The 19,356-nt window shown below is 42.5% G+C and carries 19 protein-coding genes; 11 read left to right on the top strand and 8 right to left on the bottom strand.

The window, feature by feature from the left end; genetic code table 11:
* The first annotated feature begins 178 nt into the window (after nucleotides 1–178).
* The gene (locus DYE48_RS10010; protein WP_115823482.1) at nucleotides 179–580 is read left to right on the top strand and encodes a hypothetical protein; all 402 of its coding nucleotides are present in this window, start codon (nucleotides 179–181) and stop codon (nucleotides 578–580) included.
* Nucleotides 581–614: 34 nt separating this feature from the next.
* Here DYE48_RS10010 and DYE48_RS10015 read toward each other — a convergent pair whose 3' ends face one another.
* Nucleotides 615–1,202 (bottom strand): biotin transporter BioY, encoded by a 588-nt coding sequence (locus DYE48_RS10015; protein ID WP_089654392.1) that lies wholly within the window; start codon nucleotides 1,200–1,202, stop codon nucleotides 615–617.
* 131 nt (nucleotides 1,203–1,333) lie between these two features.
* Nucleotides 1,334–1,831, bottom strand: a complete 498-nt coding sequence (locus DYE48_RS10020; protein WP_115823483.1) for a carboxymuconolactone decarboxylase family protein — start codon at nucleotides 1,829–1,831, stop codon at nucleotides 1,334–1,336.
* A 112-nt stretch (nucleotides 1,832–1,943) separates the two neighbouring features.
* Here DYE48_RS10020 and DYE48_RS10025 point away from each other — a divergent pair, with 112 nt between their 5' ends.
* Nucleotides 1,944–3,392: an HsdM family class I SAM-dependent methyltransferase gene (locus tag DYE48_RS10025; RefSeq protein ID WP_115823484.1), complete on the top strand. Its 1,449-nt coding sequence runs from the start codon at nucleotides 1,944–1,946 to the stop codon at nucleotides 3,390–3,392.
* A gap of 54 nt (nucleotides 3,393–3,446) precedes the next feature.
* Here DYE48_RS10025 and DYE48_RS10030 read toward each other — a convergent pair whose 3' ends face one another.
* Nucleotides 3,447–5,726, bottom strand: coding sequence for an ATP-dependent DNA helicase (locus DYE48_RS10030; RefSeq protein WP_115823485.1), 2,280 nt, complete (start codon nucleotides 5,724–5,726; stop codon nucleotides 3,447–3,449).
* Nucleotides 5,727–5,899: 173 nt separating this feature from the next.
* On the opposite strand from DYE48_RS10030, the gene DYE48_RS10035 reads away from it, so the two are divergent.
* From DYE48_RS10035 to cysK, 3 genes are all read left to right on the top strand, one after another.
* Nucleotides 5,900–6,826, top strand: a complete 927-nt coding sequence (locus tag DYE48_RS10035; protein WP_115823486.1) for an SGNH/GDSL hydrolase family protein — start codon at nucleotides 5,900–5,902, stop codon at nucleotides 6,824–6,826.
* A 17-nt stretch (nucleotides 6,827–6,843) separates the two neighbouring features.
* Nucleotides 6,844–7,479, top strand: a complete 636-nt coding sequence (locus DYE48_RS10040) for a YpmS family protein (protein WP_115823487.1) — start codon at nucleotides 6,844–6,846, stop codon at nucleotides 7,477–7,479.
* A 78-nt stretch (nucleotides 7,480–7,557) separates the two neighbouring features.
* The gene (cysK, locus tag DYE48_RS10045; protein WP_089654386.1) at nucleotides 7,558–8,487 is read left to right on the top strand and encodes a cysteine synthase A; all 930 of its coding nucleotides are present in this window, start codon (nucleotides 7,558–7,560) and stop codon (nucleotides 8,485–8,487) included.
* A 637-nt stretch (nucleotides 8,488–9,124) separates the two neighbouring features.
* On the opposite strand, the gene DYE48_RS10055 is transcribed toward cysK, so the two are convergent.
* Nucleotides 9,125–9,736 (bottom strand): trimeric intracellular cation channel family protein, encoded by a 612-nt coding sequence (locus DYE48_RS10055; RefSeq protein ID WP_115823489.1) that lies wholly within the window; start codon nucleotides 9,734–9,736, stop codon nucleotides 9,125–9,127.
* A gap of 296 nt (nucleotides 9,737–10,032) precedes the next feature.
* Between DYE48_RS10055 and DYE48_RS10060 the strand changes: the two genes are divergently transcribed.
* The 4 genes from DYE48_RS10060 to DYE48_RS10075 all read left to right on the top strand — a co-directional run bounded on the left by DYE48_RS10060 (nucleotide 10,033) and on the right by DYE48_RS10075 (nucleotide 12,557).
* Nucleotides 10,033–10,569, top strand: coding sequence for a helix-turn-helix domain-containing protein (locus DYE48_RS10060; protein ID WP_115823490.1), 537 nt, complete (start codon nucleotides 10,033–10,035; stop codon nucleotides 10,567–10,569).
* Nucleotides 10,570–10,582: 13 nt separating this feature from the next.
* Complete coding sequence (gene sda / locus DYE48_RS10065) at nucleotides 10,583–10,729, top strand: sporulation histidine kinase inhibitor Sda (protein ID WP_115823491.1); 147 nt, start codon at nucleotides 10,583–10,585, stop codon at nucleotides 10,727–10,729.
* A gap of 71 nt (nucleotides 10,730–10,800) precedes the next feature.
* Nucleotides 10,801–11,523: a YqjF family protein gene (locus DYE48_RS10070; RefSeq protein WP_244199407.1), complete on the top strand. Its 723-nt coding sequence runs from the start codon at nucleotides 10,801–10,803 to the stop codon at nucleotides 11,521–11,523.
* Between the two features lie 80 nt (nucleotides 11,524–11,603).
* On the top strand, nucleotides 11,604–12,557 hold the full coding sequence (locus DYE48_RS10075) for a ring-cleaving dioxygenase (protein WP_115823492.1): 954 nt from the start codon (nucleotides 11,604–11,606) through the stop codon (nucleotides 12,555–12,557).
* Nucleotides 12,558–12,603: 46 nt separating this feature from the next.
* On the opposite strand, the gene DYE48_RS10080 is transcribed toward DYE48_RS10075, so the two are convergent.
* Entirely contained in the window at nucleotides 12,604–14,553 is a 1,950-nt protein-coding gene (locus DYE48_RS10080; RefSeq protein ID WP_115823493.1) for an aconitate hydratase, read from the bottom strand.
* Between the two features lie 318 nt (nucleotides 14,554–14,871).
* Between DYE48_RS10080 and DYE48_RS10085 the strand changes: the two genes are divergently transcribed.
* Together DYE48_RS10085 and DYE48_RS21485 are read left to right on the top strand one after the other, a co-directional pair.
* A complete protein-coding gene (locus DYE48_RS10085) occupies nucleotides 14,872–16,152 on the top strand; it encodes a helix-turn-helix transcriptional regulator (RefSeq protein WP_115823494.1) in 1,281 nt (426 codons plus the stop codon).
* The gene (locus DYE48_RS21485; protein WP_279629297.1) at nucleotides 16,149–16,271 is read left to right on the top strand and encodes a hypothetical protein; all 123 of its coding nucleotides are present in this window, start codon (nucleotides 16,149–16,151) and stop codon (nucleotides 16,269–16,271) included. Before DYE48_RS10085 ends, DYE48_RS21485 begins: the two co-directional genes overlap by 4 nt.
* 170 nt (nucleotides 16,272–16,441) lie before the next feature.
* On the opposite strand, the gene DYE48_RS10090 is transcribed toward DYE48_RS21485, so the two are convergent.
* From DYE48_RS10090 to treR, 3 genes are all read right to left on the bottom strand, one after another.
* The gene (locus tag DYE48_RS10090) at nucleotides 16,442–17,851 is read right to left on the bottom strand and encodes an MBL fold metallo-hydrolase (protein ID WP_115823495.1); all 1,410 of its coding nucleotides are present in this window, start codon (nucleotides 17,849–17,851) and stop codon (nucleotides 16,442–16,444) included.
* A gap of 173 nt (nucleotides 17,852–18,024) precedes the next feature.
* Nucleotides 18,025–18,534: a DUF6933 domain-containing protein gene (locus tag DYE48_RS10095; protein WP_115823496.1), complete on the bottom strand. Its 510-nt coding sequence runs from the start codon at nucleotides 18,532–18,534 to the stop codon at nucleotides 18,025–18,027.
* A gap of 92 nt (nucleotides 18,535–18,626) precedes the next feature.
* Nucleotides 18,627–19,340 (bottom strand): trehalose operon repressor, encoded by a 714-nt coding sequence (gene treR / locus DYE48_RS10100; protein ID WP_115823497.1) that lies wholly within the window; start codon nucleotides 19,338–19,340, stop codon nucleotides 18,627–18,629.
* Nucleotides 19,341–19,356: the final 16 nt, after the last annotated feature.

Consider the following 19,356-nt stretch of genomic DNA (forward strand, 5'->3'; position numbering starts at 1 on the left):
TCATCACTCCTCTTCGCTTCTTTTTTCATCATAGCTCAATCTTTCAAGCAATCCAAATCACACAAAAGTCCGAAAATGGAAATGAACGTTTAACGACACTTTTATCTTTTTCATTCTCATAATGGGAAGCATTCGATATAATGGCGAAAGGTGATTAAAAAATAGGAGGTGAACTGATATGGACCGTACTCGTTTTTTTGTGCGGGTAGCTGCGATTTACGCATTGATCGGCGCATTTATGGGTTCCCATATGGCCGGCGGAGGGGGACTGCAATTGAGCGCGATCCACGCTCACATCCTCGTTGTTGGATGGCTTTCTCTTTTTGCTTTTGGTGTTTATTATAGAGTGTTCTCCATACCCAGAGATTCTAAGCTCGCGACAGCCCACGTATGGACATCGTTCTTTGGTGTATTCGGCTTAACGGTTGGTATGTGGCTGTATTATACCCAGCCGCTTCCAGGTTTGAACACATTCAACACAATTTTCTTCATTGTTGGAGGGACTGTTCTTCTCATCGCATTCGTCTTATTTGCGATTATGACTTTCGTTCACGGTAAACAAATTTCTGAAAACGCATAAAAAGAGATCCGCTCCCCATAGCGGATCTCTTTTCTTATGCGGCTTGTCTTAACGGCGTACGTTGTAACAACGACTTTTCTAATCGGATAGCAAAAAATGCGGACACGATGGCTAAGCCGACATCTTTAATTAAAAATGGCACCATGCTTGACCAGGCCAGAACAAATCCAATACCATCCCCTCCAACCCAGAAGTTCATAGCGAGATAGAATAGATTGACACCAATAAAATAGTTCAACACAATTCCGACAAGGGCTGCGGTGATATAGGTCGGCAGGTTCCGTTTAGACTCTGCAATCTTTCCAACAGCATAAGCGACGACAATAAAAGATAAAATAAATCCAAATGTTGGCGATATGAGTGTGGATACTCCACCTTTAAATCCAGCAAAAATGGGTGCACCTACCAGACCTAGAAGGGCATAAACAAGAACAGAGAATGAGCCTAACCTGCTCCCCAGGACCAGCCCTGCAAGGATGGCAAAGAATGTTTGAAGCGTCAGCGGTACGCCCATGACCTGCAAGAATGGCATAAATGCGGTGATGTTGGCTCCGATCGCCATGAGAGCAACGAATAAGCTTCCCAAAGTAATGTCGTAAGCCGATAAACGAGATGGTTTCATTACGGTGTCCTCCTACATATAAAATCTCTTTAACTATTATTAAGATACGAGAATTCACCTCATAATGTCAACTAAGTTTTTTAATAGTTAACAAAAGGAGTGCCATGATAACCGGCACTCCTTTTTAATATTTATAGTCCCAATCCCATAGAAAGTTGGTTCGTATAACTTGTATAAGCAACGGTTTGATTCAACGCTGCCATTTTCTGAGCATCATACCCATATTCCTTCAACCGTTCTACATCCTCTTTTGTCACTTCTACTGGTATTGCAATTAAGCGGCCCGCATAGGTGAGTACCGCTTTCCATTCCTCACTCATGTCGGATTCCTTATAATTGTTAAGCCATTTCAGCACATCCTCTTGATCTACCAGCTCTTCAAGCAATTTGGAGTGACTATCGGTACAGTATTTGCAGCCATTCTTCATAGAAACGAACGTGATTACCGCTTCTCTCAAATCGTCTGGGAAGTCTGTTTCTTTGATCGCTTTCTGCAAGGGAAGAAAAGCTTCATATAACTTCTCATCATTCGCCAGCAGCCGATCAAACAAAGGGGCCGGATTTGGCATATTGTTTTGTACATTGAGTTCCTTCATTTCTTTTTGTTTTACAGGTTTAATCCATGGCATCGCTATACCACTCCTATATCATTCTTTTTAACTAGGTAATAATAACCCATTAAATGGTGACTTCCCCCTCTTAATGTAGTAGTATAGACTCAAAAAGTAGGAGGGGGAGTATATGTTTTCTCCTCAAAGGACGATGGGTCAATATACGACCCCGAAAGAAACGGTGCAATATATGACTCGGAAACTTCTATCAGAACTTCCTGAGAAAAGCGACCTGAAGATTCTAGACCCTGCTACCGGGGACGGCATTTTCATCCATACATTGCTGGAAGAAGGCCTTACAGCAGAAAACCTCTATGCCTTTGATATCGACAAGAAAACAGCGTCTCCTCACCCTGATGTTCATTTTTACTATGAAGATTTTCTAAAGGTTGATCAACAAGGGCAATATGATGCGATTATAGGTAATCCTCCCTATAAGTCCAAGCGACAAAGCCCTTACTTTTCCGAAAACCGTGAAAGAATAGAACGCGAATTTGGAAAAATCGGCATCCATAACTTATATTCCCTCTTTATTCACAAAGGCATACAATGCTTGAAGCCTGGTGGATTGATGACCATGATTGTACAGGACTCATTTCTTACAAACATTTACTACAAAAACTTTCGTGAATTTCTACTAAAAGAGACCGAAATCAAAGAAATCGTTCTTGCTCCCAGACGCCTTTTCCATAAAGGGAAAGCGGATGTGCGTACAGCCATCATTACTCTAAAGAAAAGAGACATGGAAGCAGCTGCCTTCACACAAATGAGGTTGGTCGACCGCCTGAATGAGCAAAATTACAATCATCCACCAGAGGACAACATTCAATATCTATCCCAGCAAACGTTTGAGCAGATGCCTGCTCATAACTTTGCGATCAATGTTCCTGAAGATATCTTGAGGCATTTCAAAGTCCCCTACCAGCCACTTGGAAGTGTCCTGAAAGGAGGGACAGGCATATCTACCGGAGATGACCGTTCTTTCTTACGGGAATTCAAGAACGAGCATGCGCCCCTGGACTGGATTCCTTTTTACAAAAATGGCGGTAGTAAAGATGCCTGGTATTATGAACCGAAATACTACATCCATAAAAATTGGCCTGAATATGTCGACAAAGGGGAAAACTTCACGGTACGGAACCGGTCGTATTTCTATCAGAGAGGCATTACATGCTCGTCCATGGGAGTAGATTTCTCGGCTGCTTTACTTCCGGAAGGCTCCTTGTTCGGTGTGAACGCCAACCTCTTTCCAGAACAAGAAGAAGATCTGTACTACTTCCTAGGGCTGTTAAACAGCAAGTTGATCAAATACATGGTAAGAAAAGTTCTCAACCGAACCAACATGATCACGTCCGGCTACATCAAGAAGATTCCTTACATAGAACCTGATCCTCTGCAAAAGCAGGTAATGATTGAAACAGCTCGGAATATCGTTGATAAGAAGAAAGAGAATCCATCTTTTCAAACCGGTGAATGGCAGTCGTTGGTGGATCAAACCGTTTATGAAATCTATGGAATATCGAGTTTCAGTCGTTCGAAAGTCCACGATTTCTGCCATGATATTATGGAGAAGATTTGACTCTTCTCCACCTCCCCTCTCATTTTCCGGCACAATATTTCCTGGGAAATCAAATCATTTAAGAATTCGATAATTTCCCCAATCATCAGGTAGAAGCTGCAAATATTTGCGCGAAAGAAAGCGGTCATCGACAAGCTGAATCGATCCGTGATCCTCTTCTGAACGGATTAACCGCCCGCCTGCTTGCAACACCTTGTTCATTCCCGGATAAACATAGGCATAATCATAGCCGTTTCTTCCTTTTTGATTAAAATAATCTTTGATCAATTCCTTTTCAAAGCTCCTGGGAGCAAGCCCAATACCTACCACTGCTACACCGTTCAACCGGTCCCCCCGAAGGTCTACACCTTCAGAGAATATCCCTCCCAGCACAGCGAAACCGACGAGCCGGCCACCTTCCTCAAATTGTGCAAGAAAGTCTTCTCTTCTTTCTTCATCCATCCCTCGCTCCTGCATGACCGCATCCACAGGAGAGAAGTTTTTGAATTCACGATAGACCATTTCCATATAGTGATACGAAGGGAAAAAGAAAAGATGATTCCCTTCATGGATTTCCACCTGTTCATACAGGCGTTTGGTCAGTTCACCAACCGTCTTCTCCCTGCTCTTATACCTCGTCGACAACGGAGTGATCATCACATCTATTTGTGATGAGTCATACGGAGAAGGCAAATGTAAAATATAATCGTCTTTGGTGCCCCCTAGCATCTCTTTATAATAAGCAAATGGTGAAAGAGTCGCTGAAAAAAACACCCCTGACCTAAAAGTTTTCGTCGTTTCGCGCAGGACGTGTGAAGGGTCAAGACAATACAGCTTCAATATGAAGTTTCCCTCTCGCGTACTCTCACCCAACAAACGATAGTGTTCATCTACATATTCGAGGATTTTCAAAAACCTTTGAGACTGAAAATATACATCCATCAGCCGTTCAGATCTTTCCCCTTCCGTATCCTCCTGCAAAAGCGATTCCGCCTCTGAAATAAGACGTTCTATGTTTTCCTCCAACTCTCCGGGCACCTGATCCAGTTGGATGAATTCTTCCGTGGAAGAATAAAAACGCTCTAAATCTTTTCCGATCGCTTCAGCCACTTTGACTAAGCTATCTTCTTCCCCCTCCCATTCAGTCGCAATGCTTTCATAGGATTCCTTGGCAATGGAGGCGGAATACATCTCGCGAGCACGCTCTACAAGGTTATGACTTTCATCCACGAGCAGCGCTGTTTTTTTCTTCCGATCGGGCATCAATCGTTTCAGAGAAACTCGAGGGTCGAAGATATAATTGTAGTCCCCAATAATCACATCAGACACATCCGTAAGGTCCAGTGAAAATTCGAAGGGGCAAACTTTATGTTTCCTTGCATACGATTCAATAACCGAACGTGTCATCTGTGTTTCATGGAGCAGAATATCAACAATTGCTCCATTGATTCGATCATAGTAACCGTCGGCAAATTCACAGTAGTCCGGCTGACAAATTGTTTCTTCCTGAAAACAGATTTTATCTTTTGCTGTCAATGTAACTGATCGGAGCTTAAGTCCCCTTTCTCCCATCTTCTGTAGAGCTTCTTCTGCCGTCGCTCTTGTAATTGTCTTTGCCGTTAAATAATAAATTCTTTCCACACCTTCCAACTGCAACGCTTTAATAGCTGGAAAAAGGGTGGATATCGTCTTCCCAATCCCTGTCGGCGCCTGGGCAAAAAGGTTCCTCTTTTCTTCAAGCGTACGGTAAACACTTCCTGCTAGTTTCCGCTGGCCGTCACGATAACTCGGAAATGGAAATTTCAAATCAGGGACTGTTTTTTCTTTTTGCTCTCGTATATGAAGAAGAATCCGCGCATAAGACGCGTATTCGTTGACTGTTTCTTCCATGAATTGATGCAATTCCTCGTATGTAAATGTACGTAGAATTCGCTTTTTGTCTTTTGTTTTTTTCTGGACATACGTCAACTGCACCTGGATTTTTTGAAGCTCTTCTTGTGCTGCATAAATAAAGGCATACCCTTTGGCTTGGGCCCAATAAAGGGGATAAGTGGTATCATCAATTTCTTCAAGATCCCTTGAGGTGGATTTGATTTCATCAATCACCGGACCTTCTTCTGTGTCCAATAAACCATCACACCGTCCCTGTACCTTAAGATTCAACCCTTCCTGTTGAAACTCATATTCCAGGAAGACTTCTGATTCGTCTTTTACTTTATACTTCTTTTGTACTTCTTGATGTATGGCCGTTCCTTCCACAAGCGCTGTATTCGTTTGGAAACGTTCGTCAATACTTCCCGTCCTGTACACATAGGAGACAAGGTCTCTAACGGAAATCGTCATTTGTGTGTCCATCGATTTCCCTCCCTGCTTAGCGGTTTTATTTTCTTACCCTCATCTTCTTACACTCTTTTCCGTATGTCTATTGTATAGGACCATGATATAATTGTGGTTAAAACTTTTCATTTCCCATTAGATGGGAAGCACATATAATAGAAGTGAGATTACCCTTCAGGAGGGATTCAGCCTTGAAAAAATGGAGATGGATGGCAGCCGTCGCACTCTCCTTCTTGATCGCCTTTTTTATCGTAGCAGCTTTTATATATACCCCGGAAGAAGAACTGTCGACTGAACCGAAAGAATCAGAGCAACCAGCGGAAACCATCCCCGCTCAAGAACAACAGATTGATACCGATGAACCCGAAGAAGATGAACAGGAAAGTGAAGAAAAAGAAGGGAAACTGAGTGAAGGATTACGTGAGGTCTTTACTAGTGTGATTGAAAGTGCCCGGGATGTGTTTATAAAAGATGACCTGAATATCGTAGCTATTGGTGATTCTTTGACACAAGGTGTGGGCGACTCTACAGAAAATGGCGGATATATCGGGATCCTTGAAAAAACTTTCAATGCTAACCCGAATACAGAAACCCTCAATATAACAAACTACGGAAAACGAGGAAATCGGACAGACCAAATGCTTGAACGAATGGAAGACGAAAAAATTGCCGAGTCCCTCCAAGAAGCGGACCTGATTCTGATTACCATCGGCGCCAACGATGTCATGAAAGTAGTGAAAAATAATTTTACAAGCTTGAATTATCAGGACTTCGTTGAGGAACAAGAAGGTTATGAGAATCGGATGCGTAACATTTTCAGTCGGGTCCAGGAATTGAATCCTGATGCCCCTGTGTATCTAGTGGGTCTCTATAATCCTTTCAACCAATACTTCACGAACATTCCGGAACTTGGGAAAATTATGGGGGATTGGAATGACATCAGCCGTCGAGTCACCGATGACTACGAACAGGCCACCTTCATACCCATTAGAGACTTGTTTGAAGGAAACGAAGAAGAGCTTCTTTGGGAAGAAGACCTTTTCCATCCCAATGAAAGAGGTTATAAAAAGATGGCGGAGCGCGTGTTACAATACATTAGAGAAGACATCGAACAATAACAGGTGGAATGTATAAGATGAAACGACTATTGTTAAATAATAAATGGAGAACATCCTTTTGGCTTTTAGCTCTGATTAATATGGGGGTTGTCATCTGGCTTGTCGCTTTAGTTTTCTTACCAAGCTCTTATACCATCGTTAATGTGGATCAGGAGAAAGAAAGCCCTGATGCAGAGTTCACCATCGTTTCCACAAAAGAGAATATGGAGCAACTCGCCAATGAGTACCTCTCAGAACTCTCAACCCAAACGGTCTTCGATTACTCCATCACCTTAGACCGAAATGTTACTTTAGCAGGGAACATCAAGGCCTTTGATCAGGTCATCCCCATTAATGTAGAGTTACATCCTGAAGTGCAGAAAAACGGAGATCTTGTGTTAAGACAAGAGAAAATCTCTTTAGGGAAGCTCCCCCTCCCAAATAAAAAAGTATTGGAATTCGTGAAAGACAACTACAACTTACCTGAATGGGTCATCGTAAATCCAAATGAAGAAAATATTTATGTTGCTGTCACTCAAATGGACACGGCAAGCAATTTCAATGTAAAAGTCGATCGCTTTAACTTGAATTCCAACCAGCTTGCATTCAAAATTGCCGTCCCGAGCAATAGCTTCCAATTCGCACAACGAGTTGTAAACGATCATTTGGAGTGAAAAGCAAAGCAGATGAATGCCGCTGTTCAACTATGATAAAATTGGACTACCATTCCCAAGGATAAGGAAGTGACAGATATGCGCGTTGTAAACAATATTGCCGATCTCATCGGTGATACACCTTTAGTTAAGCTGAATCGTATTGCGCCAGAAGGCGGAGCCGACATTTATATGAAATTGGAAAAATACAACCCAAGCGGAAGTGTCAAAGACCGCGCCGCTTTCAATATGATGGAACAGGCGGAAAAAGATGGACACCTCAAAAAGGGAGCCACGATTATCGAACCGACGAGTGGAAACACAGGAATCGGAATTGCTATGAACGCGGCTGCAAGAGGATACAAAGCCATTCTTGTTATGCCCGATACAATGACCCAAGAACGGATCAACCTTTTGAAAGCATACGGTGCCGAAATCGTTCTGACACCTGGAGATGAAAAAATGCCAGGAGCCATCGCCAAAGCGAAAGAACTGGTCGGTGAAATTGAAGGAAGTTTTATGCCCATGCAATTTGAAAACATGGCCAACCCAGACGCCCACCGCCATACGACGGCCGCAGAAATTATAGAAGCTATGGATGAGCTCGGCAAACCTCTATCCGCTTTCGTTTCCACGGCCGGCACTGGCGGAACCATTACAGGGACAGGGGAAGAGCTGAAAAAACGCTATGAAGATCTGACCATCCATGTGGCAGAACCTGCTGGCTCCCCTGTACTTTCCGGTGGAAAGCCTGGAAAGCATAAGCTTGTAGGGACGAGCCCGGGTTTCGTCCCTTCAATCTTGAATCAGGAAGTGTACGACGAGATTTTCCAAGTGACAGATGAAGATGCTTATGACATCACTCGCAGGCTTGCTCGTGAAGAGGGCTTGCTCCTTGGGACTTCCTGTGGAGCCGCCTGCTGGGCAGCCATTCAGGTCGCAAAAAAGAAAAAGCCGGGTGAAGTGATCGTATGTATCGCCCCAGACACCGGAGAGCGTTACCTCTCAGGAGACTTATTCCGCTACTAAAAACAACGAAGCACTCAGAGTTTGAGATCTCTGAGTGCTTTTTTTATATCCTTCTTTCACTATAGCTCCCGTTTGTGGAAGACTCAGTTTCGAGATGTTTGTTGGAGTTTAGGGGCTCCGGGAAACAGTTCGCTTTCCATGGGGCGGGCGCTGAGCCTCCTCAGGCTTCGCCTTCCGGGGTCTCAGCTGTCCCACACGTCCCATAGGAGTCTCACCGTTTCCCTCCGCCCCTTGACCATAAGAGTATCTCGAAACCACTTCCAGAATAAGCGGCCCTCTATCGTTATGGGAGTTGGTGTATTCAACTCTCAAACAAGCAGTAAACTATACTCTAACGCTTGCTATAGAGCGCTTCTCAACTAGAAAGCAGTTATTATGGAAGACGCTCCATTCGTGTACGTGGGTTCGTTTATCCCATCTCTCGAGTGGGGTGGTTGGGAAGCTGCGAGACTCCCGTGGGAGAAGGAGATAGGCGAGATCCCGCAGGACGGAGTCCGAGGAAGCTCGGCGCTCCCCCACAGGAAAGCGAGTTGCTTCCCAGCCACCCTGACGCTCAACATGGAAACGAACCCCGGAAACATCTCGAAACTGAGTCTTACACAATCCTGCCATTTAGCTTAAGATGAGCTTGAGTGATTCACAGGCGGTATAGGTCTCTGAAGCGTAAATGCCAACCAAGGTGGAAGGACGCGACACGGCAGATGATGACGAGAAGGAAAATCATATAGGTCTGCCACGCGCTTTCGATATCGATCCAACCTACTCCTATAAGGAGCCCTGCCATCAATGCCCACACAGCATAAATTTCCTGGTGCATGACCATGGGGCGGCGTTGAGCTAAGACATCCCTTGTCACCCCTCCCCCGACCCCTGTCAGGATAGCAGCGAAAATAATTCCTCCAAGAGGAAAACCATTCGCTATAGCAAAAGACGCCCCTTGAAGAGCAAATGCAGATAAGCCGATGGCATCGGGATATATATTCCAACGGTCCCAAGTCATGACCCACGTCTTAGGGAAGAAATAGACAATGGCAATCGTAGCGAGGGCTACATAAAAGAGATAGCCTTGTTCCCAAACATGGACGACCGGTACATCCAGGGCAATATTCCTGATGATCCCTCCAGCGAATGGTGTCGCAATACCAAGAATAAATGTGCCAAATATATCATATCTTTCATTTAACGCTACAATCGCCCCACTAAATGCAAATGCAGAAACGGCTAATATGTTTAAAATTTCCCAGGTCATTGTCTTCCCCCTCCCTGAAGGTGCTTTTCTTTGTAATTCTTTCCGTTTATCTCAGACTGATTGATTATAACAAATTCTCATCAATAAAATAGGCGTTTTTTTATATTTTTGCTAGAATACTAATGCTAGAAAGAGAGTAAACGAGGATAAACCTCCATACGTTCCTTTTATCACCTTAACTGGAAAATATAATGATAAATACGAGAAAATCCTTGGTTTTGTAGCAATCTGCCACAAGGAATCTGGCTAAGATAAACGAACTAGTTATATGAAAATAGAAATCAGGATGTGGAAAAATGAGAAGATGGCTAATCCAATTAAGAAAAGAACAGCAGTTAACCCAACAAGAAGTAGCAGCAGGAGCTCACATTGACCGTGCCTATTATGCTCAAATCGAAAACGGCACACGAAATCCAAGCATGACGGTCGCTTCTCGTATTGCTTCCTACCTTCATATTAATCCTTCACTCTTTTTTTCTGAACAATTGAGTGAACCTTTCGAAGCAGCACTTACAGGTTCCCCCATTACAATCGCCCATTGTGACCTTGAACATCGTTATACATGGCTTTTCAATAATCATACTGACTTCACTATGAGTAAAGTCATTGGGAAAAGGGTGGATGAAATCTTTCCACATGAATCCACTGAGGAATTATTGAACATTAAGAAAAAAGTGGTGTTAGAAAAGAAACCAATAAGAAAAGTGGTGTCATTCCCACTATCAGAGGGGTCCATCGTCTATGATATATTTTGCAAGCCAATTTATGATTCCAACGGCAATATCATAGGAACGGCAAGTGTTTCGATGGAAACGATGAAACCGCTCACGTAGGGGGCAAAAAAAATTGATCATTGAACAGCTCTCTTCAAGGTTATTAAAAGATACACTCTTAAGAGCTATAGACTTAAAACTGGAAGACGATTTCATTTATCTCTTAAAAGCGGAAATTTCAAAAAGGGAAAAAGAAGAGAAGATGATTGAAAAACTGTAATATTTGATTCCTCACCATAAACTATAATGAAAGCACCGTGATGTATGATTCAATGATCCTGGGGGTAAACCATGATAGAGGTGATACACATGGACCGAAATCATTGGATTATGCATCAAGAGTGGAATGACTTGGTTTTCATGCATTGGCCTGTCCCAGCAGAAGTATTACGCCCTTTTATTCCGCCTGCTTTTGCTATCGACAAATATGACAATTCCGCATGGATTGCCATCGTTCCCTTCCGCATGCAGAATATCCGCTTCCGCACTCTCCCCTCTCTCCCATTTGGAAATCAACTGCTTGAATTAAATGTTCGAACATACGTGACGTTCAATGGTGAACCAGGGGTCTATTTCATCACTCTTGATACCAACCATCCCCTTGGTGTATTTTTAGCCCGCAAGTTGTTTGGACTACCTTATGTCCATGCGAAAATGAGAATGGACCAAACAGAGGCGGGATATCAGTTTACTAGCAGACGAATTCATAAGGGGTACCCTGCTTCTCATTTTCATGCAAACTTTCATACGGTATCGGAACCTATACATGCTCAGCCAGGATCTCTCCTTTATTGGTTAACAGAAAGGTATGCCTTGTGGGTGGTGAGAGGCCGTTCTAAGATTTACAAAGGTCCCATTCTCCATAAGAATTGGAGGCTGCAAAAAGCGGAAGCTGATATCCACATGAATCAACTTGCGGATTTCCTTCCCCCTTCTTTATTTGCAACCAAGCCTATCACTTATTTCTCAAAATCCCTGCATACAAGAATCTTCCCTTTTGAAAGAAAAGGCTGAAACAGAGGCTTTGACAGTTTTATGTAAAGATTATATAATTATCTCGAATTCAAGATTATTGAAAACAAGGAGGAATGACCATGCAACTCAAGGGCATTCATCACGTTTCCGCTATAACCGCCAATGCAAAAAGCAACTATGATTTCTATACAAATGTTATGGGCATGCGCTTAGTCAAGAAAACGGTCAATCAGGATGCACCATCCATGTACCATTTGTTCTATGCAGATGAGAAAGGTCGACCCGGAACGGACCTCACCTTTTTCGAGATCCACCGAGCAGGACATACGTATCCTGGAACGAGAAGTATTTCTACCACATCGCTTCGTGTAAAAAGCGATGAAGCTCTGGAGTATTGGAAGAAACGCTTTGAAGAGCATTCTGTCGAACAAGATGATATAAAAGAAAAACTCGGCCGAAAGACGCTCTCTTTCCGAGACCCTGAGGGACAGCGGCTCATTCTCATATCCGATGAAAACAACAGTGGAGTGGAAGCCGGCAAAGCATGGGGACATTCTTCCGTTCCTGAGGAATACGGAATTACCGGACTTGGTCCCGTTCACCTTACCGTGAACGAAGCAGCTAAAACAGAAAAAGTCCTGACCGAGCTCTTAGGATTTCGAAAAAAAGGATCCTATGAGCAATGGGACGTCTATGAAACAGGCGAAGGAGGAACAGGTGCAGAAGTTCATGTGGAAGAAAAGCCCGATGAACAGCCCGAAAAACCCGGCCGCGGAAGCGTTCACCATGTGGCATTCCGTGTAAATAATGAAGATGAACTCAAGAAATGGCATGAAATCATCCAAGCCGCAGGTTACCCTAACTCAGGCCTTGTCGATCGTTATTATTTCAAATCCCTTTATTTCAGGGAGGCCAATCACATCCTTTTTGAACTGGCTACGGATGGACCTGGATTTGCTACAGATGAGGACATCGATCATCTTGGAGAGAGCCTTGCTCTTCCCCCTTTCTTAGAGCACAAACGTCAGGAGATTGAAGAAGACTTGACTCCTTTGGATACGTCACGGTCATAAAAGCAAGCAAAAAAATTCCGGCAGGTTCGTAACCTGCCGGAATTTTTTATGCTTCTAACCTATTTTTGACCCAGTTGATTAAACCGCCCATCTGCATAATTTCAATTTGACGATCAGAAAGGGCATGTTCAAGTTTGAGGGTTTTATCTTTCCCTTTCACTTCAACTTCCACTTGAGGAGACTGCTTGATTTTGTCTCTCAGACCTTTGAATACAAGTACGTCTCCTTGCTCTAAGTCATTAAGATCGGATGGATCTGTAAAGGTTAATGGCAACACTCCAAAGTTAGCAAGGTTCTGCCAATGGATACGGGCAAAATCTTCCACAATGGCCACCTTAAGTCCCAGGTACTTCGGTGCGAGAGCCGCATGTTCACGACTCGATCCCTGTCCGTAGTTTGCTCCAGCGACGACTGCATGTCCTCCGTCATCTCTCACTTTCATAGCACGATCATAATAGGTTTCATCAACAATTTCGAATGTGAATTTGCTGATTTCGGGCAGATTGCTTCGATATGGAAGAACACGTGCTCCGCCCGCTAAGATTTCATCCGTGGATATATCATTTCCCATTTTCAGTAAAATAGGCAGTTCCATATCATTTGGCAGTTCACCCATCTCAGGAATGGAGGCCACATTTGGACCTTTGACCAACTCTACCTCTTTCGCTTCCTCAAAAGGTAAAGGTTCATCAAGTAATCGTGTATCCACCGTTGGATTATCCAAGTCCTTTACCTGCGGAAAATCAAAGTCTGACTTTCTTGGATCTGTAATTTTACCTGTCAGTGCTGAAACAGCTGCTGTTTCAGGACTGCATAAGAAAACACTATCTTCTTTCGTACCTGAGCGTCCCGGGAAGTTCCTCGGGGTCGTACGCAGACTATTCCTTCCTGTCGCAGGTGCCTGTCCCATTCCGATACAACCGTTACATCCGGCCTGGTGCAACCGTCCTCCCGCTTGAAGAAAGTTAGCAATATGACCTTCTTGAGATAAGTCTATCAGCATTTGACGCGAAGTTGGGTTCAAATCAAAAGATACCCCATCTGCAATGTGCCGTCCTTCTACGATTTTCGAAGCAATCGCAAAATCCCGATATCCAGGGTTCGCTGACGACCCGATGTAAGACTGATAAATCGGCTCCCCTTCTACTTCTTCTACTGGAACCACATTACCCGGGCTCGATGGCTTGGCCACCATTGGACCTAATGAAGAAAGATCCAGCTCATCGTGAACGTCATAGGTCGCATCATCATCTGCGACAAGTTCAAGCCACTCATCCTCCCTTCCTTGAAGCTTCATAAAGCGTTTCGTTTCTTCATCTGATGGAAAGACCGTGCCTGTGGCTCCAAGCTCAGCACCCATGTTTGCAATTACGTGACGATCCATAGCCGTTAAGTTTTTCAAACCAGGACCATAGTATTCAAAGACATGGTTGACCCCGCCTTTAACCCCATGCCTTTTAAGCATTTCTAAAATGGCATCTTTTGCACTCACCCAGTCCGGAAGCTCTCCAGTCACTTTCACTCCCCAGACTTTCGGCATTTTCACATAAAAAGGTTCACCGGCAATAGCCATGGCTACGTCAATCCCGCCAGCACCCATGGCAAGCATCCCCATACAGCCATTCGCACATGTATGGCTGTCCGAACCAAGTAACGTTTTCCCAGGCTTCGCTAATCGCTGCATATGAACAGGGTGGCTCACACCATTTCCAGGTCTACTGAAATGCAGACCGAACCGCTTAGCTGCACTTTCAAGGAAAAGGTGATCATCAGGGTTTTTACTATCTTCCTGAATTAAATTGTGATCCACATACTGAGCGGAAGCTTCCGTTTTTGCCTGATCAATACCCATCGCTTCCAGTTCGAGCATAACCATTGTCCCGGTCGCATCCTGTGTAAGCGTTTGATCAATTTTTAAACCAATTTCCGATCCCGGATTCATCTCCCCCTCTACCAAGTGATCCTTAATCAATTTTTGTGTGACATTATATCCCACATTTATTCCTCCTTCTCACTTGTAGTTGATGACGGTCTTGATGACACTTTTTATAAAATTCCTATACCTTTTATACCCTTAATGTTGTATGATTACTCATAGGTTCCAAAAAGTTCCTTTACAAATGTGAAAAGATCCATTAAATGGAATTCTATGAAAGTCCCCCTTCCAAAGTCCCCTTAAAGCCACAAAATTTTCCCGACTTGGGAAACTAGTGAATTTTGTTGAAAATCCCAGAACGAACATGTATTCTAAATATAGATTTGAAAGAGCAAACACTCTGAAAAATCAACAGTTGATCAACTAGGTGTGAGAAAAATGGAATATGGTAAAGTGCTTCGATTCCATCGTGTGAAGCAGGGTTTAACACAGAACCAGCTTGCAGATGGGATAATCTCGCCGGCGTATTTGTCTAAGATTGAGAACGACCAAACCGTTCCCGCGTTCGAGGTACTTGAACACCTCTACGAACGTCTCGGACTCGATTTCCATGACTCTTCTTATCATCACCCTTCCAAGGAGAAATTGAAGGAATGGTATGAAATGATCGTCTTCAAACGGAAAGAAGAGGCCAGGGAGTTAAAGGAAGAACTCAAACAACAAAAAGATACGCTGAATAATCATCATTTGTATATATTTTTTGAGCTGTTCCGCATTCGCCATCTGCTGTTAGAAAACGAGGTGGAGGAGGCTTATGAAGCATGGAAAAATATCCGCCAGCATGAGGATACATTTGATGAAGAGATGGAGTATTATTTCCATTTAAGTTCAGGCCTTATAAGTTATTATCGCGAAGATTACGAAGAGTCCTATTTTGAATTAATGGAAGCTAAGAATTACAGCGTTTCAATTAATTTAGAAGGTTGGGAGGAAAGCGATTTATATTACCTCTTGGCCTTAAGCGCAAGTCAAGCTAATAATATATCTGCCTCTATTTTTAATGCAGAACATGCACTTGAAATATACCAAAAGCAATATAATTTATTTAAAAGTGCAAACTGCCATATATTATTGGGAATCAACTATGGTCGACTCAAAAATTATGGCAAAGCATTAGAAAATTACCACTTAGTCAGCAAAATTGCTACTCAAACAAACAACCATTACCAATTAGGTGTTATATACCATAATATTGGTGTTATTGAATCAAGGCTTGGTAATTTCGATTCAGCTATATTAAATTACAAAAAGTGCCTTTCATATAGGACAGAAACTGCATCCGACCACGAAATCTTTGAAACAATCTATTGTTTAGTGGTTGAAACATATAAAATAGGTGAATTGGACGATTGTAAAAATTGGATTGATGAAGGTTTTTCACATTTAAAATCTTCAACATCAGACACTACCACTGATGAAATTCACCTTATTATATATAATATGCTTATCGATCAGGACAATAACACAAGCGATTATTTAGAAACTGTCGCCATTCCACATTTCTTAGAAAAGAAACACCATAGATTTGTTATACGTTATTGCATGATTGTTTCTGAACTATTGGAAGCTGAACGAAGTTATAAAAAATCTACTAAATATCTAAGGTTAGCAATTGATTTGTTAAATAAATATTCCAATTTAGGAGGCATTGTTATATGAAAAAGCTTATTGGTGTTATTGTTGCATTGGGAATTGCTTTATCAGTTTCATCTAGTGTCAACTATATTGACACTGCAGATGAAAGGCATCCCCAACCACTAGTTGTGGATCAAATTTAATTTCGCAACATTGATTTTTAGTTTTTAATTTTGTGTGTTAATTCAATTTTTATATAATTAACACCTCCCCTAATCCTATACCTATACAAACTTTTGCCTCTATCTTTATGGTAGAGGTCTTTTTTTGCTTAAAAAAGCCTGCCCTGATAACAGGGCAGGCTTTTGAGTAATTAAGAGTTCACTTTTTCTTTATGCTCTTTCCAGGCTGAAAATCCACCTTTCAAGTTCAAAACATCCTTATAACCATAAGCCTGCAGTAAACTTGCAGCGATCGCTGATCTCATGCCTGACTGACAATGAACAATCGGTGTTTTATCGTCAGGTACGTCTTTGATGCTTTCTTTTAACTTCCCAAGCATGATGTGCTGGGCTTGTTCGATGTGATCATCATCCCATTCGCTATCATTTCTTACATCAATAATGACATAATCTTCGTGTCCTCTGAATTTGTTCTCGAGTTCTTCTGCTGTAATGCTTGCATACGTTTCTAATCCACCATAGCCATTGATTTCTGATTCATCCACATAACCGACTAGATCATCCAAACCGATAGATTCTAAGGAACGCTTAATCGCTGGAATGGTTTCTTTGGATGCGACGACTACGATTTTTTGATCATATTCAATCAGCCAGCCTGCCCAATTTGTAAATGAACGATTATAAGGGATGTTGATTGTCCCTTTTAAATGACCGTTTGAGAACTCAGATGATGGTCTTGTGTCCACAACCATATACTCATCAGACATGTAGCTCCCCACATCAGACACGGAAATTCCCTCCACATCTCTTTCCTTTTCAAGAGACGGGCCTTCTTTATTCAGCTTTTTCATCATGGAGAAATACTTAGGCGGTTCTGGTTGTCCATCCAGCAATTCTTCTGTGAATGCTTTTTCATCTGTGTGATTTAAAGCCCAGTTGTTCTCTTTTTCATAACCTACAGTTGAAGAAGGGACGGCTCCTAATGATTTCCCGCAGGCACTACCTGCCCCGTGCCCCGGCCATACTTGCACGTAATCAGGCAGTTCTTTGAAGCGCTGGACGGATTGATACATATCCGCAGCACCTTTGCTTGCTGTGCCCTCGGCTCCGGCAGATTTCTCGAGCAAATCCGGACGCCCTACGTCACCAACGAAGACAAAGTCCCCTGTAAATATTCCCATAGGTACCGAAGAACCTCCCCCTTCGTCAGTCAATAAGAAAGAAAGGCTTTCAGGGGTATGGCCAGGGGTGTGAATAACATCAAGTCTCACATTCCCTACATAAATTTCATCGCCATCTTTCACAAGTTCGTGATTGATTTCATTAAGGTATTGATACTTCCAATCATCATCACCTTCATCTGATAGATACAATTTCAAATCCTTTTCGGCGTTAGCCAGTTCTCTCGCACCTGAAAGGAAGTCTGCATGGATATGGGTTTCGGCAGCTGCAGCCAGGTGAAACCCTTCCTTTTTGGCTGTTTCATAATAAGGAGATAAATCCCGAGCAGGGTCAACGACCATGGCTTCCCCTGTCTTTTGGCAGCCAATCATGTAAGACATTTGCGCTAACTCTTCATCAAAATAAGATTTAAAAAACATTCAATAACCCTCCATTTATGAAATCCTTGTTATGTAATATACCCTCATGTGTATAAAACAAACATAACCCTTTATTATTATTATCCACCAATGCTAAAAAATCCTTTATAAAAGAAACGTATCCAAATTCGCGAACAACGGAAAAGGAAACAAAAAGCAGCAGTGCCTAGACACTACTGCTTTTCAAAGTAACGAGCAAATTCTTTATAAGGAGTAATCTGATCCAAATTAGAAAATACAAGTTCCTTATTATTAAATTCATTAATTTCAGCAGCATCAATATCTTCATAAGCTTTGCCTGCTACCTTATCCTCAGAGAAAAATTTAATTTCATTCAGCATCCCGAGTACTCTCCGGCTCTTCGTTTTCGTATAAACGATTTCATCAGCCGCCTCCAACATTTGGTCGGCAATCTTTTTCTCAACGCCTAACAGCTGGAACAATTGCTTTAGAGAGCCTTTAATGACACTGTCGAGATGTTGGAATTGCTGCTTTCTTAAGCCAAACAATGTCAAGTTCAATCCTGTTGCATTATTCATTAAGAGAAGACATTTCCTTCGATTAATGGTAACAACATTCGCATGCCATTGGTAAATCTCTGGTACATTCTGATATTCTTCTACATTTTCAATCGGTTGATCAATTTCGTTTTGTAACTTTTTTGTTGCTCCGATTACGAACAATTTGTCCACCTCGTCCTTACTAGTCGATATTCTTATTCTAACGTGTATAGGTTAAAAAACAAAGAGGAACCAAAAAGTGGTTCCTCTTCATCTTATACCTTTGTTCTCCGCGCAAAATCGACGAATTGAAATTTATCCGGTCTGTGTCTGGATTCTGTGAATTGAAAGGCTGTCGTATCTCCTAAATAGACATAACTACGAATTACCACGACTTGATCATGTCCATTCAAATCCAGAAATTCTTCATCTTCAACCGTCACCGGTTCAACAACGATTTCCTTTTTCGCAAAGCTGATATCAAGTCCGAGTTCATTTTCGATATAGTGATAAAGAGAAGTTTCGGCAATATCTTTTGTCAGGTCATGGACAAGATCCTGCCTCAAAAAATCTTTATCTAAAATGATTCGTTCACCGCCAATTTCTCTTGATCGTACGACCTTCCATAGGTAAGAACCTTCCTGGCAGTTGAGCTGACGGCAGACTTCCGCCTCTTTGACAAGAGTCAGTTCATGGACATGTGTTTGAAAACTTTGGCCCAATCGTTCCGAGAGTTCCTTGAAGCTCGTCAAACCTGAAACCGGAAACTCGAATTTATCCCGGTCCAGCACCACAGAACCTTTCCCACGTACTTTTTGAATGTAACCATTCTGGGAAAGCAGGGTTAAAGCTTTACGTATCGTCTCTCTTGATGTCTCAAATCGTGCACACAAATCGTGTTCAGAAGGGAGAGTACCACCTGCGGCGTACTCTCCCTTTTGTATGTCTTTGACGAGTTTATGATAAATCTCGACATATTTATTTTTCATTCTATGCCCCCTCACC

Source organism: Halobacillus trueperi (assembly GCF_003386945.1).
GTDB classification, from domain to species: Bacteria; Bacillota; Bacilli; order Bacillales; family Halobacillaceae; genus Halobacillus; species Halobacillus aidingensis.